We start from the raw sequence: 13237 nt of genomic DNA, 5'->3' as shown, positions 1-13237 counted from the left end.
CACTTGCATCGCGCGTCACCGTGGACCGGTGGAGACCGCTCTGATGTTCATGATCGCGAAGCTCTCCCTGGTACCGGTGGAATCCGAGAGCGCGAACAGCCAGTTGCCGTCTTGCAGGGCATCCGAGATCGCGTGCCGCACGATGGCACCCTTGGAGTTCTGGTAGTCGATGGAGACAGGCGTGCCCCGTGCTGCGGCGTCGGTCAACACGTCGAGCTCCCTCGGCAGCAATCGGCTGTGATGGTGCAGCGACGCGCGCACTCGGGCCTCGTCGACGCGGCCCGAGTCGCCGGTGCGCAACAGCCGTGCGAGCTCGCGTGGATCGTGTCGACGCGGTGCAGGGTGGCCGGCCTGATGCGTTGTCCTCTCGGTCGCCGCGCGCACCCGAGGTGCGCTGTCGAGTTCGAGCTGCCCGGTATCGGAGTGCCGCACCGGGGAGTATCCGTGCCTGCGAAGGACGGCGATCGTGTCTATCGGTGTTGCCGAACTGACCAGGACCGTGGGCGCGAGCCGATGGAACTCGAGCACCGCCAGCGCCTCGTCTTCCTCGATGGTGGTGAGCAGTACGACGTCCTCGGAGACGATGGCGCAGGGAATCCTGCGCACGGCGAGCGCGCCGTAGGTGCGCCAACAATCCTTGATCGTGTACGCCAGCGCTTGGGGGACGTCGCCCTCGGCCATCCCGGTCAAGGCCTCGATCAGCTCGTCGCCGGTGCCGCCGGCGTCGAAGAAGCTGCGGATGGTCGCCGGAGTGAACCGCCAGACCGACGCCACCTCCCTCGATTCCGGCTGCGCGGCCGCGCCGAGTATCGACGCCACCTCGGTGCTCGGTGGTCCGGTGACCACTGCTGTCGAATCGGGCAGCATCCGCACCGAGAACGGCACCCGGTCGGCCATGTCTTGCAGCTGCTCGGTCAGAGCCGCGGCGATCTGACGGCGATCACCATCTCGGCCGACGGGAAACTCCGCGAGGATGCTGCACAGATCGGTCGGTGCACCGCCGGCCAGCACCCCGAGTCGAGTGGCCTCGGTCCAGAGCGCACGCACATGACCTGCCCCGGCGCTCGTCGAGACGACAGGGATGTGCCAGTCGAGGTAGCAGGCGAATTCGTCCTGGCCGGACAGCACGGTCGTCCGAGCGTCGGGACCGGCGTGTCGCAGGAGAGCCGTCAGTGCCGTCGCGCGCAGGTCTGCCGCCGCAGGATCGTCGAGCATCTTCTTGAGCACCGGCACGGTCTTCTGCGAGGCTCGCGGTACCCGATGGGTGGGCGTGAACGGTGAACACCACCAGGCAGCCAGCAACGCGGCCGCCTGCTCTGCTCGCGTGCTCGTCGACCACGTTTCGTACGCCGAGGTCAAAGCGACGCCGGTCTTTCCTCGCTCGGCGATCAATCCGGCCTCGCGCGCCAGCATCAGCATCAGCGCGGTGTCGTGCTCGTCGGGAAATCCCAGGCGCGTCGTCAGCGAACGAAGCTCTTTGGCGCTGACGCCACCGGTCTTCATCATCGTCAGGCCGTCGGTGTCTACGGCCGTCAGCAGCGCCTGTGTGTGCTCGCAGAACTGCAGCAGCGCAATGGAACGTGTGCGCCGTACGTCGTCCTGCGAGAGCACGCTCGCGGCAAAACTCGGCGGACCGAGTTCGATGGGCAAGCGCCAGCCCTGCCCTCGCAGCGCGATGCTCACCTCCAGCGGCATCTCGACGCGATGCCCGTCCAGTCGATACAGCAACCCCCGTTCGAAAGCGGCGGCACCTGCGGTCGGCGGCACATCGAAGATCAGCGACACCGGATTGCCATCGACGAAGCGAGACAACATCTCTCGCATCTCGACCGGGCCGTCGTCGTACAGGGCGCGGATTCGTTCCGGGGTCATTGCGGCCGCGACGGCGTCGGCGCGTGCAGCCCGGTCGAGCGAAGAGTCGACGCCAACACGAGTCAGTACAGCCAACCGATCCTGCTCGACGGCGCAGCGCAGGAACAACTTTCGCTGCCGCAGAGCCAGTCCGAACGGATGCGAGAACACCCCGGACAGATCGACGGGACAGAATTCGACCGTGTCCGAGCCTTCTGATATGTACGGCCGGATCAGACCGTAGGACATCAGCTCGGCCAGTGCGGCCTCGATGTCCGGCGTGTGGTTCGCCGTTCCCTCGCAGACCCAGTGACCGACCTCGGCTCGAGTGAGATCGCCCATGAGGGCGAACAATTCGAGCAGATCCAGCGCACCCCGGTCGAGCTTTCGGGGCAGGGCCGCCACCCGCCACGGTGAGCCGAGCAACTGTGCGAGCAATCCGAACGAGCGCGGCGGCGGGTCGGTGACCACATCCGGTCGACGGCGAAGCAGACCGGTCAGCTCGTCCTCGCCGAGCGACGCCAGCCACCCCTCGTACGTCCCGATACTCTCGGTCATTTCTTCCCCCCGGTGAAAGTTCTGCCGAAGGTACCGCCGGGCACCGACAGACTTACTTCTTCTTGGCTGCCGCTTTCGCTGCCTTCTTGAATTCGCGCACCTCGAGCAGCGACTTCTCGTCCACTACGTCGGCAATGGATCGACGCGCATCCTCGTCGCCGTACGCTCCGGCGGCCTTTCGCCACCCGTCGGGCGTGACGCCCATCTGCTTGCCGAGCAGCGCGAGGAAGATGCGTGCCTTCTGATCGCCGTATCCGGGGAGCGCCTTGAGGCGCTTCAGCACCTCGGCACCGTCGGTGTTCTCGCGGGTCCAGATCTCCTGCGGCTTGCCGTCGTAGTTCTCGACCAGAAACGCTGCGAGCCCCTGGATGCGCTTGGCCATCGAGCCGGGGAACCGATGCACGGCCGGGGTCTGCGCGCACAATGCAGCGAATTCGTCCGGATCGGCGTCGGCGACGGTGTCGACTTTCAGATCACCGAGACGGTCGACGAGCTTCTTCGGGCCGGCGAACGCCGATTCCATCGGCACCTGCTGATCCAGCAGCATGCCGATCAACAGCGCGAACGGATCCTCGGCGAGCAGTGCATCGGCCTCAGGATCGCCGACGAGGTGCAGAGTGCGAGACATGGCTCCGATCCTGCCATGCACCGTCCACGCCGGATGACGATTCCCCGGGGAGGCGTCCAGTACGGCGGGATCAGGGTGGTCATTGCACCGAGTCTGCGAAAAGACAGACGGAAGCCGAACCCATACAGGCCGGCGGACACGTCGCGCGCTCACGACCTCGCACGGCATTCGCGTAGTCCGAGAAGCGCCGTTCTCACTACGACGACAGCCAATGCAACCACCGCGCAGGTCAAGGCTGGATACACGATCATCGTCGTTCCCCAGCCAGTGTGCTCGACGATCACTGTGCCGGTATCGGAGTCGCGGCCGACGCATTCTCGACCGAGAGGCCACCACGTCTGCCGGTCCTTTACTGGAAAGGGCACCACCTCGTGATCCGGTGGACGATAACCGAAATGCTCAGGAAAGGCTTCGCGACAACCTGATTGGTTTGCCCACCGATGGCTGAACACCCAACTGGTCAGGAAAGCAACGCCGAGGGGGAGCCACACCAGCGCGACGGCGGCCCTGCAAAGGCCGTCACCTGAACGAACTGCCGAAATCGATACCACCACCACGAACATGAATCCGGCAATGTAGATCACGATTTTCAGTCGACCGAACCGGCGACTGCCAAAGCGATTGCCTGCAAAAGTGGTCGGTCGATACTGGTGGCGCGAGACGCGATCTGCACGTCCACCCGGGTCCCCGACGGTTTGACCAACGTGACCTCCTCGATCGGGTCTCCGTCGAGAGTCATTGTGCTCGAACCCGGGTTGTCGTCACGAAAATGCGAACCGTCCGGCAATGTCACTGCACGCCAAGGATCCTCGGACGGCTCGTAGTTCGCGTCGATGACCCTGATCAAGAGGGTGCCGTCGCCGGCCTTCACGGCTCCACACGCTCCGGCCGATCCTGAAGGTGCGGTTCGCATCGAGCCGAGAGGTCTGTCGAGTTCTACTGGAATCTCGGCCGCTTGCCAGAAGTCGTCCAGTGAAGCATTGAGGCGTTCGACAGTCCGAGACGAGAACTGCCCTGTGCCCTCGGAATTGGTGTCACACGAAATCGGGAGCGGCAGTATTCCATCCGGAACTGGTGTGGACGAGAGCAATTCCGGCCGCAACGCTATCGTGCGCAACTCCTCGATCGACAGTGGCACGGAACCGGTGGACTCGTAATCGGCGTTCCGGTCCGACGACGACGCTACGACGACTGAACCGTCGCGCGCATACATGCGCACGATATTCGACTGTGAGCGGTCCCCGTCGAATTCATCCCAGGTGTCCCGGGTGTCGACGACGGTTCCGTCGGGGAGTGTTTCGCGAGCATCGAGCCATCCGGCCTGGCATGGCTTCGGTCCATCTGCGACACGGGTGACGTTGACGGTCAGCGAACCTTCGACACCGTTGCGGACGAGAACACTGTCCGCCGATGTGCCCGGGTCGTACGCCGCGTCCGCACTGGCTACGGGTTGAAAGACCAGCGGATCACCGCCGGACCGGAGCGACGAGCCGGCCACGACCTCGACCTGAGGGGGAAGGGCCTCGCGCACTGCGATCGACATCGCATTCGCTTTTCTCGACGTCAGCCACGGGTAGCCGGGATTGTCGTAGTCCTCCTGGCCTGTGGTCAGCACTCCGTAGAACTGCTCTTCCTCGGGCGGTTCCACGGACTCGCACCCAGGAATATCGACGGGGTAGTCCACAGGCTCACTGAGGTAGCCCGATCCCGACTGTCCCATCGGTTGGTGGGTGAGACCTGCGACAACGACACCAACGGCTACGACAACGCCGACGACCACCCCATCGGTCCGTACACCACCACGTCGCACAGAGACTCGCACGGCCGCAGCCTAACGCGGCTCCGACTCGACCCGATCAGGAGCGACCGAGTCAGGTAATCGACACCAGCTGAGTGATGTCGTCGAAGGGCAAGGGGCCGTCGACGACGGCTCCGACGACGGCACTGTTGAGGATGATCGATCCGCCGTGGTTGTCCAGGAACGCGGTATCGGCTGCGTCCCGTCCGGTGGCGATGCGGACCAAGGTCGATCGCGGCGCGAGGCAGGTCGCATCCACCACTCGCCATTGGCCTTCGACGAAGGCTTCGGCGACCGCGTGGAAGTCCATCGGATCGCAGCCAGGCGCGTACACCGCTACCAGGCGAGCAGGGACGTTGACCGCACGAAGCAGGGCCACAACGAGGTGGGTGTAATCGCGGCACACTCCGGCACCGGCGAGGAGAGTGTCCACAGCGCCGTCGATGGGGTCGCTGCTGCCCGGGACGTAGCTCAGCCGCGCCCCGACCCAGGACGAGACCTCGGCGAGCAACTTCTCCGACGGCGGGTAGGAACCGAATTCGGTTGCTGCGAAGCCGAAGAACTTGTCTGCTTCGGAGTAGCGGCTGGGCCGCAGGTACAGCGAGAGATCGTAATCGGAGACCGGGGCCGGCTCGGTGTTGCCGTAGATGGTTGCCGAGTACGACGCCTCGAGCTTCCCGACTCCGGCGTACAGCTTGTGGATGCGGGTGCCGTGCGCGCCGCTGATCTCCTGCGCTTCGACCGGCTGACCGTCGAGTGTGAACGACAGAGCTTCCCACACTTCGGTTCCTGGATGCGGTGCGATCGCGATCTGGAACTCGAGGGTGCTGGCCTCGGTCACGTCGACATCGAGGTACGCGGAGACGTCACGTTTCATCGTGCCGATCCTGCCATCTCCGAGCCGTTCGCGCAGATCATGACTCGTCGGTGAGACGTTCGCCCGTCACCAGGAATATGACTCTCTTGGCGACCTCGACCGTGTGATCGGAATAGCGCTCGTAGAACCGGCCGAGCAACGTGATGTCCACTGCGGCAGGCACGCCGTGCGGCCAATCGGGTGCGGAGGTCAACATGAACAGGCTGCGATGCAGTGCGTCCATTTCCTCGTCCTGAATGCGCAGGCTTGCGGCAAGTTCGGCGTCTCTGGTTTCCAGCACGCGTTGCGTGGCCTCGGCCTGCGCGACGGCAACTCGACCCATCTGCTCGAACACGCCCTCGACTTCGGGCGGCAGTACGTGCGCGGGATGGCGGCGACGAGCCAGTTCGGCAATATGCACTGCAAGGCCGCCCATTCGCTGCAGATCGGCGACGATGTTGATGCCGGAGACGACTCGGCGTAGGTCGTGAGCAACGGGTGCCTGCAAGGCAAGGAAGCCGAACGCTCCGTGCTCCCATTCGACCGCGAGTGTGTCGATCTCCTCGCGGTATTCGATGGTCTGTTCGGCGAGGACGATGTCTGCCGTCAGCAATGCCCGGGTGGCGTCCTCCATTGCCTTCTCGGCAATTCTCGACATTTCGGACAGGTCCGACGCCAAAGCGTCGAGCGCCTCCGTGTAACTGTCCCTCATGTACTACTCACCCCTACCGAATCAGCCCTCGACGCGGGGCCTGTAGGCCTGTACCCCCAAACGCATCCTTCTACACCGGGTCGGTGCCGTGGGAGCCTTTGTCGCATGAACATTGTGAAGTCGGTCATGTTGTTCGCGGTGGCCGCCCTGTTCGAGATCGGCGGGGCATGGCTGGTGTGGCAGGGAATTCGCGAGCATCGGGGATGGCTGTGGGCCGGAGCCGGGGTGATCGCCCTCGGCGCCTACGGATTTGTCGCAACCTTGCAACCCGACGCCAACTTCGGCCGCATCCTCGCCGCGTACGGCGGAGTGTTCGTGGCTGGGTCACTGCTCTGGGCCATGGTGGTCGACGGCTTTCGGCCCGACCGCTGGGACATCACCGGCGCGTCGATCGCCTTGATCGGTGTCGCGGTGATCATGTACGGCCCGCGCTGACTCGCGCGGGCCGTACTTCAGCAGATCAGCAGTTCGACGGTGCAGGCACTCCGTAGAACCGATCCTTGATCCAATTCTGCGCCTCGCCGAGGCCCAAGATATCTGGAATGAGGTGTCCTGCACCGGATCCCGGAACAATTGCCGGAACCTGCGCGGAGCTCAGCTGCACGGTGGCACCCTTGCCGCACCAGTCACCGGCCAGACCGACTGCCTGTCCGTGAGGCACGATGTCGTCGGACGTACCGGACTGGATCAGCACCGGAGCATTCGGCGTACGTTCACCGATCTTGTTCTTGGCCAGGATCTCCTGAGCGACGGGCAACCTGTCCAGCACCACCGACAGTGGCTCGCCGGACTTGGTGTACTCGTTGGTGCGGTGCAGCCCGACGTTCAGAATCGTTTCTCCCACACACTGATTCGCCACCAAGTTCAGCATGGCCTTGCCTGCGTCGTTGATGTTCTCGTCGACGATCGGCCGCAGACCGGGGTCGGAGTTGAGCAGACCGTTGAGGGTGTAGCCGATGACGCCCGTGAGGATGGTGCCGTCCACCTGCTCGAGAGTGGCCTTCAGATCTGCCGGCGGTGCGCCTGCGTAGGTGCCGACGAGGTTCAGCTCGGGTGCGTAGTCATCCGCGAGTTCCGCTGCGGCAGCGGCTGCGCCACCACCCTGCGAGTAGCCGTAAGCGGCCACCGGACCGTCCCCGGAGATCTTGGTGCCCTGCAGTTTCTGGGCCGCGCGGGCCGCGTCGAGTACAGCGTGCGCTTCCGAGGCGCGGTTGACGTACGTGTGCGCACCGGGCGTACCGAGGCCCTCGTAGTCGGTGATGACGACGCCATAGCCCTGGGACAGCAGCGAATACGCCGCGAGCACCTCGTACTCGACCATGAAACCGAGCGGCGGGGTGTAGGTGATGACGTTGTTGAGCATCTTCGACGGCGCGCACTGATCGCCCTGACCCTGAGTTCCCGGAGCAAGTACCACCAGCGGACGCGGACCCGGGCCGGTCCATTCCGCGGCAGGATCGATGTAGGTGCCGGTGACGGCATTGGGCGCGTCGTTGGAGTCGGTGCTGCGGTACATGATTCGGGTGGCTGCACCGGGCAGCGGGCCGCCGATCCCGGGGACCGACAGAGCGAGATGCGAAGGCTCCGAACGGATCACGTCACCCGGCGAACCTGCGGGCAGCGGGCTCGGCGGTACGTAGAAATCGGATTCGACGGTCGAACCCGTAGAGGGGGCCGCTGACACCGCCGGTGCCGTCACCCCGATGAATACTGCCGCTACTGCGACAGCCGAACCGAACACGCGCTTGTACCGCACCCTGGAAACCCCCAACGTCGATCACTTGTCTTCAAGTGAGCGCTACCCCGTGTAGCACTTATCGTGACGCACCTTACGTGATGCGTCACACAACGCATAGGGCTAGTTTGGATTCCTCACCGTCAGCGTCGTCGCCGATGCATCGCGGCTTTGGCCACGTCGACTTCCTCGCTGGTGAACGGGCGGCCGGGCAGCGTCGATCGAGGAACGCCGTCACCCCGCAGCCCGTCGAGCAACACGGTGAAGTAGCGACGCCAGTTGGCGGCGTCGACAGCACTGGAAAATTCGACGGTCGCGCCGATCATGCCAAGCACCGGATAGAAGTCGTTGACCGCGACGTCCGGCCGCAGCTGCCCGGATGCGAGTGCGCGGTCGACGATCTTCTCGAAGAACGGATCGATGCGCGACCGAACCTGCGCGATGCCGCGGCAGCCCTCGTCCGTGCCGAGAACGACATCGCCGAGACCACGGTCCGCCGACATTCCCTCACAGACCTGGGCCAGGAACTGCACCAGCCCTTCCCATGGATCCTTCGCCTCCAGCGCCCGCTTTGCGGTTGCGAGCATGTCTTCGAGTCGCTGCTCGAATACACCGTCGATCAGTTCTTCCTTGCACGAGAAGCGTCTGTAGACGGTTCCGACGCCCACCTTGGCGTGCGCCGCGACGTCGTCGAGCGTGATGTCGATGCCGTGTGAGGCGAACAGCTCACGGGCCGCATCCACGATGCGACGTCGATTGCGTTCGGCATCCGCCCGTAGGGGCTTCGATGCCGTTGTGTCCGCTCTCACACTCATTCGATGTCCGTTTCACCCGATAAGCGGAGGACATTCCTCCACTTAGCTGCTACCTTTGCTCTACAACCGGAGGGTACACCTCCGCATAGTCGAACCGAGGACACTATGACCACCATTTCATCGGAGAATGTGGGCGACGCCACGTCGACCACTTCGCCGGTCGACGAGCGCGCGCATCGGAATCGTTGGCTGATTCTCGCGACGCTCGGACTGGCCCAGCTCATGGTCGTGCTCGACGCGACCATCGTGAACATCGCACTCCCCGCCGCCCAGCTCGACCTGGGCTTCGACAACGCCGACCGCTCCTGGGTCGTCACCGCGTATGCACTCGCGTTCGGCAGCCTGCTGCTGCTCGGAGGCCGGCTCAGCGACCTGTTCGGACGGCGCAACACCTTCCTCATCGGACTGGTCGGCTTCGCGCTGATGTCGGCCGTGGGCGGCGCAGCCGTCAACTTCGGCATGCTTGTTGCTGCCCGCGCCGGTCAGGGCCTCTTCGGCGCTCTTCTCGCGCCTGCGGCTCTGTCTCTGTTGGCCACCACCTTCACCGATACGAAGGAACGCGCCAAGGCATTCGGCATCTTCGGTGCCATCGCCGGCGGCGGCGGCGCACTCGGCCTGCTGCTCGGCGGCATGCTTACCGAGTGGGCCAACTGGCGCTGGAGCCTGTACGTCAACCTGATCTTCGCCGCGCTCGCATTCGTCGGCGGCTTCCTGTTCCTGGCCAAGCACAAGGTCGACGTCCGACCCAAGCTCGACATCCCCGGCACGATCGCCGTCTCGGCCGCGCTGTTCTCGATCGTCTACGGCTTCGCTCACGCCGAGTCCGACGGCTGGGGCAACTCGGTCACCCTCGGATTCCTCGCCGCAGGTGTCGTCCTGCTCGCGGTGTTCGTGACCATCCAGATGCGCGTCGAGCACCCGTTGCTGCCGTTGCGGATTGTGCTTGACCGCACTCGTGCGGGATCGTTCCTCGCTGTATTCGTTACCGGCGCAGGCATGTTCGCGGTGTTCCTGTTCTTGACGTACTACCTGCAGAACACGCTGAAGTACACACCCATCACCACCGGGTTCGCATTCATGCCGATGATCGCGTCCCTGATTCTCACGGCGACACTGTCCACGGCACTGATCCTCCCCCGCTTCGGACCCCGCATCCTGATGACGACCGGCCTGATCGTGGCCTCCGTCGGAATGGGACTGCTGACGCAGATCGACATCGACAGCAGCTACGTCACGCACATCCTGCCCGGCCTGGTCATCATGGGCCTCGGACTCGGAGCCACCATGGCACCGGCCATGCAGGGCGCGATTTCGGGCGTCGACCCGGACGACTCCGGTGTCGCGTCGGCCACGGTGAACACGATGCAGCAGGTGGGCGGCTCGATCGGCACGGCGCTGCTGAGCACCGTCGCCGCCAACGCAGCCACCAGCTACGTCAGCACCAACATGGCAACGGCAACCGATGCGGCTCTGCTGCAAGCCAATGCCGAGATCGCCAGCTACACCACCACGTTCTGGTGGGCGTCGGGAATCTTCCTGCTCGGCGCAGTGCTGTCGGCCACGCTCCTGAAGAAGGGTCCGTTGCCCACCGCTCCCGAAGGTGCGGTAGTCGTCGGGCACTGAGAGCGGCTTCGCCGCATGTGAGCGGAACCTCGTAGCCTGCTACGAAGTTCCGCTCACGTGCGTTCAGCCTTCGAGCAACTTTTCCGTCGCGGCCAGCAACACGCAGGTCGCGACGCCGTCCATCGACTTCTCCAGCTCACCGAGCGAGGGGAAGCTCGGGGCGAGGCGAATGTTCTTGTCTTCCGGATCTTTTCCGTACGGGAAGGCCGAGCCGGCGGCCGTCAACGCAATTCCGGCGTCCTTGGCCAGCGCGATCGAGCGAGCGGCCGTGCCCTCGAGCACGTCGAGGCTGATGAAGTAACCACCCTTGGGTTCGGTCCACGAGGCGATCTTCGACGCCCCGAGCCGATCTTCGAGGATCTGCTGCACCAGGGCGAACTTGGGCTTCAGGATCTCGCGATGCTTGGCCATGTGAGCCCGCACCCCATCGGCGTCGCCGAAGAAACGCAGATGCCGAAGCTGGTTGAGCTTGTCCGGACCGATGCTCTTCTTGCCGAGGTGCTTCTGATACCAGGCGAGGTTCTCCTCGGAGCTGCCGAAGAAGCTGACGCCCGCACCGGCGAACGTGACCTTCGACGTCGAGGCGAACACGAACGCACGATTGGGGAAACCTGCCTCGGCTGCCATCCCGATGACGTCGTAGGACGGCGCGAACTCCTCGGTCAGCGGGTGCACCGCGTAGGCGTTGTCCCAGAACAGACGGAAGTCGGGCGCTGCAGCGGGCATGGTGGCCAGCGCGCGAACGACTTCCTCCGAGTACACGGCACCCGTGGGATTGGCGTAGTTCGGCACCACCCACATGCCCTTGATCTGCGGATCCGACGCCACCAGAGTGGCGATCTCGTGCACGTCCGGGCCGTCGGGCCCCATCGGAACCGGGATCATCTCGATGCCGAAGCTCTCGGTGATCGCGAAATGTCGGTCGTAACCGGGAGCCGGGCAGAGGAAGCGAACGTTGGGCTCGGCCGACCACGCGCGCGGCGAATCGGGTAGTCCGTGCAGCAGCGCCCAGACCACCAGGTCCTGCATGATCTCGAGGCTGGCATTGTTACCGGCCACCAGGTTCTTCACCGGGATGCCGAGCAGTTCGCCGAAGATGGCACGCAGTTCAGGCAGACCGGCGAGGCCACCGTAGTTGCGGCAATCGGTGCCGTTGCCGTCCTTGAAATCCGCGCCGGGAAGCGTCAGCAGATCGGCAGCGAGATCGAGCTGCTCGGGTGACGGCTTGCCACGGGTGAGATCCAGCTTCAGATTCTCGGCCTTGAGCTGCGTGTACTTCGCGCTCTGCCGCTCGTGCTCGGAGGCGAGCTCCTCATGGTTCATCAGACCCAACTGGGTTTGCGCTGGCATGCGGAGCGGCCTCTCGGTGACTGGGTTCCCCGGACAGTGTTGATGTCACTGAAATAAAGGGGACCCCGCGCACCCGGCAGAGCCCATTGACCCTTGCTGCCTTCCGGCCCTGGGGGAGTTCACAGGATGCGCGCCGCGCGGGATCCGTTAGGAAGTGTAGCCGTCCCCGAGATGAGAACGCATCACCACCCTCCGCGCCTCCCGATTTGGGAGATGGTGGGGGTAACCGGGTAAGCTCCCCCACGGAGGATTCGCCTAGTGGCCTATGGCGCTCGCCTGGAACGCGGGTTGGGTTAACGCCCTCAGGGGTTCAAATCCCCTATCCTCCGCCAGAGAAGCCCCCGTGACATGTCACGGGGGCTTCTTGCTGTTCGGGGGTGTTGTCATTCGCCCGCCGGCCCGATCGACCGCCCTGGTTCGCGCCCACCCCGTTCGCGTCAATGGACCCTTGCACCGGTCAGACGTATGCAGTGGTCCATTCACGCGACTGCCGGTATTGGGTCAATGGACCCTTGCACTGCACTGGACCCCGTGGGTTGGACTGCTCAATGCAAAGCCTAGGCCGCGAGGGCCTGAGCTCGGTATCGCACCGGGCTCAGGCCGTCGAGGCGTAGCGAGATGCGGTCGTTGTTGAACCAGTCGATGTAGTCCTCGATCGCGGTCTGCAAGGTGCCCAGGTCGAGATATCGGATGTGATGAAACATCTCTTCTTTGAGGTGACCGAAGAAGTTCTCGATGATCGCATTGTCGTAGCAGTTGGCTTTGCGCGACATCGATTGGATCGCCCCCGCATCGGCCAGCAGCCGCCGCCACGAGAAATGCTGGTAGTGAAATCCCTGATCCGAGTGCACAATTGGACACTCCTGTTCACCGAGGGTGTCCAGCGCTGCCCGCAGGGAACGGTTGGTGAACTCCGTCGTCGGGGACCGACCGATCGAATACGAAATGATCTGACGATCGAACAAGTCCATCACCGGAGACAGATACAACTTCGCCTCCCCGACCCGGAACTCGGTGACGTCGGTGACCCACTTCTGATTCGGTGCCTCCGCCGTGAACTGGCGGTCGAGGATGTTCGCGGCGACCGCCCCGACCTGCCCCTGATACGAGACATACCGTCGACGCCGCCGCACAAGGCAGGCCAACCCGAGCTCGCGCATCACCGCCAACACCGTCTTCTTCGCCACCCGCCACCCCGCCTCGACGAGCACCCGGTGCACACGGCGATGCCCGTAGCGCCCATGGTTGTTCTCGAACGCGCTGGTCACCGCCGCTTTCAACGCTGCCTTCGGATCGGGCCTGCGTATCTGC

Annotated in this window: 12 protein-coding genes, 1 tRNA gene and 1 other RNA gene; 3 read left to right on the top strand and 11 right to left on the bottom strand. The window is 64.4% G+C overall.

Annotation, left to right across the window (positions count from 1 at the left end; translation table 11 throughout):
* Positions 1-15: 15 nt before the first annotated feature.
* From CH305_RS11415 to phoU, 6 genes are all read right to left on the bottom strand, one after another.
* A complete protein-coding gene (locus tag CH305_RS11415; protein ID WP_094703769.1) occupies positions 16-2409 on the bottom strand; it encodes a helicase-associated domain-containing protein in 2394 nt (797 codons plus the stop codon).
* A 52-nt stretch (positions 2410-2461) separates the two neighbouring features.
* Complete coding sequence (locus CH305_RS11410; protein WP_094703768.1) at positions 2462-3037, bottom strand: HhH-GPD-type base excision DNA repair protein; 576 nt, start codon at positions 3035-3037, stop codon at positions 2462-2464.
* 149 nt (positions 3038-3186) lie between these two features.
* Positions 3187-3600 carry a hypothetical protein gene (locus CH305_RS11405; protein WP_143545278.1) on the bottom strand — a complete coding sequence of 138 codons (414 nt, stop codon included), beginning with the start codon at positions 3598-3600 and terminating at the stop codon, positions 3187-3189.
* 26 nt (positions 3601-3626) lie between these two features.
* Positions 3627-4859: a hypothetical protein gene (locus tag CH305_RS11400; RefSeq protein ID WP_143545277.1), complete on the bottom strand. Its 1233-nt coding sequence runs from the start codon at positions 4857-4859 to the stop codon at positions 3627-3629.
* Between the two features lie 49 nt (positions 4860-4908).
* Positions 4909-5712 (bottom strand): transglutaminase family protein, encoded by an 804-nt coding sequence (locus CH305_RS11395; protein WP_052058346.1) that lies wholly within the window; start codon positions 5710-5712, stop codon positions 4909-4911.
* 37 nt (positions 5713-5749) lie between these two features.
* Positions 5750-6403, bottom strand: coding sequence for a phosphate signaling complex protein PhoU (phoU, locus tag CH305_RS11390; RefSeq protein WP_094703765.1), 654 nt, complete (start codon positions 6401-6403; stop codon positions 5750-5752).
* A gap of 105 nt (positions 6404-6508) precedes the next feature.
* Between phoU and CH305_RS11385 the strand changes: the two genes are divergently transcribed.
* On the top strand, positions 6509-6838 hold the full coding sequence (locus CH305_RS11385; RefSeq protein ID WP_032379969.1) for a YnfA family protein: 330 nt from the start codon (positions 6509-6511) through the stop codon (positions 6836-6838).
* 25 nt (positions 6839-6863) lie between these two features.
* Here CH305_RS11385 and CH305_RS11380 read toward each other — a convergent pair whose 3' ends face one another.
* Together CH305_RS11380 and CH305_RS11375 are read right to left on the bottom strand one after the other, a co-directional pair.
* Positions 6864-8159 (bottom strand): lipase family protein, encoded by a 1296-nt coding sequence (locus CH305_RS11380; protein WP_094703764.1) that lies wholly within the window; start codon positions 8157-8159, stop codon positions 6864-6866.
* Between the two features lie 122 nt (positions 8160-8281).
* Positions 8282-8953, bottom strand: coding sequence for a TetR/AcrR family transcriptional regulator (locus CH305_RS11375; RefSeq protein WP_094703763.1), 672 nt, complete (start codon positions 8951-8953; stop codon positions 8282-8284).
* 105 nt (positions 8954-9058) lie between these two features.
* Here CH305_RS11375 and CH305_RS11370 point away from each other — a divergent pair, with 105 nt between their 5' ends.
* The gene (locus tag CH305_RS11370; RefSeq protein WP_094703762.1) at positions 9059-10576 is read left to right on the top strand and encodes an MFS transporter; all 1518 of its coding nucleotides are present in this window, start codon (positions 9059-9061) and stop codon (positions 10574-10576) included.
* Between the two features lie 63 nt (positions 10577-10639).
* Here CH305_RS11370 and CH305_RS11365 read toward each other — a convergent pair whose 3' ends face one another.
* Both CH305_RS11365 and ffs read right to left on the bottom strand, forming a co-directional pair.
* Positions 10640-11926, bottom strand: a complete 1287-nt coding sequence (locus CH305_RS11365) for an aminotransferase class I/II-fold pyridoxal phosphate-dependent enzyme (protein WP_094703761.1) — start codon at positions 11924-11926, stop codon at positions 10640-10642.
* Positions 11927-11980: 54 nt separating this feature from the next.
* An RNA gene (ffs, locus tag CH305_RS11360) (signal recognition particle sRNA small type) lies at positions 11981-12075 on the bottom strand.
* Between the two features lie 95 nt (positions 12076-12170).
* Between ffs and CH305_RS11355 the strand changes: the two genes are divergently transcribed.
* Positions 12171-12258: transfer RNA gene (locus tag CH305_RS11355), tRNA-Ser, on the top strand.
* A gap of 225 nt (positions 12259-12483) precedes the next feature.
* Here the strand turns inward: CH305_RS11355 and CH305_RS11350 are convergent.
* A partial coding sequence (locus CH305_RS11350) for an IS3 family transposase (protein ID WP_143545276.1) occupies positions 12484-13237 on the bottom strand: 754 nt, incomplete at its 5' end.

This window comes from Rhodococcus sp. 15-649-2-2, from assembly GCF_002258645.1.
Lineage (GTDB): Bacteria > Actinomycetota > Actinomycetes > Mycobacteriales > Mycobacteriaceae > Rhodococcoides.
This window is presented reverse-complemented; position numbering and strand designations above follow the sequence as displayed.

Bases quoted from the DNA above. Each gene is read 5' to 3' on its own strand.
- CH305_RS11415 (WP_094703769.1), bottom strand. From the start codon at position 2,409: ATGACCGAGAGTATCGGGACGTACGAGGGGTGGCTGGCGTCGCTCGGC.
- CH305_RS11370 (WP_094703762.1), top strand. From the start codon at position 9,059: ATGACCACCATTTCATCGGAGAATGTGGGCGACGCCACGTCGACCACT.
- CH305_RS11410 (WP_094703768.1), bottom strand. From the start codon at position 3,037: ATGTCTCGCACTCTGCACCTCGTCGGCGATCCTGAGGCCGATGCACTG.
- CH305_RS11375 (WP_094703763.1), bottom strand. From the start codon at position 8,953: ATGAGTGTGAGAGCGGACACAACGGCATCGAAGCCCCTACGGGCGGAT.
- CH305_RS11365 (WP_094703761.1), bottom strand. From the start codon at position 11,926: ATGCCAGCGCAAACCCAGTTGGGTCTGATGAACCATGAGGAGCTCGCC.
- CH305_RS11385 (WP_032379969.1), top strand. From the start codon at position 6,509: ATGAACATTGTGAAGTCGGTCATGTTGTTCGCGGTGGCCGCCCTGTTC.
- CH305_RS11405 (WP_143545278.1), bottom strand. From the start codon at position 3,600: ATGTTCGTGGTGGTGGTATCGATTTCGGCAGTTCGTTCAGGTGACGGC.
- CH305_RS11395 (WP_052058346.1), bottom strand. From the start codon at position 5,712: ATGAAACGTGACGTCTCCGCGTACCTCGATGTCGACGTGACCGAGGCC.
- phoU (WP_094703765.1), bottom strand. From the start codon at position 6,403: ATGAGGGACAGTTACACGGAGGCGCTCGACGCTTTGGCGTCGGACCTG.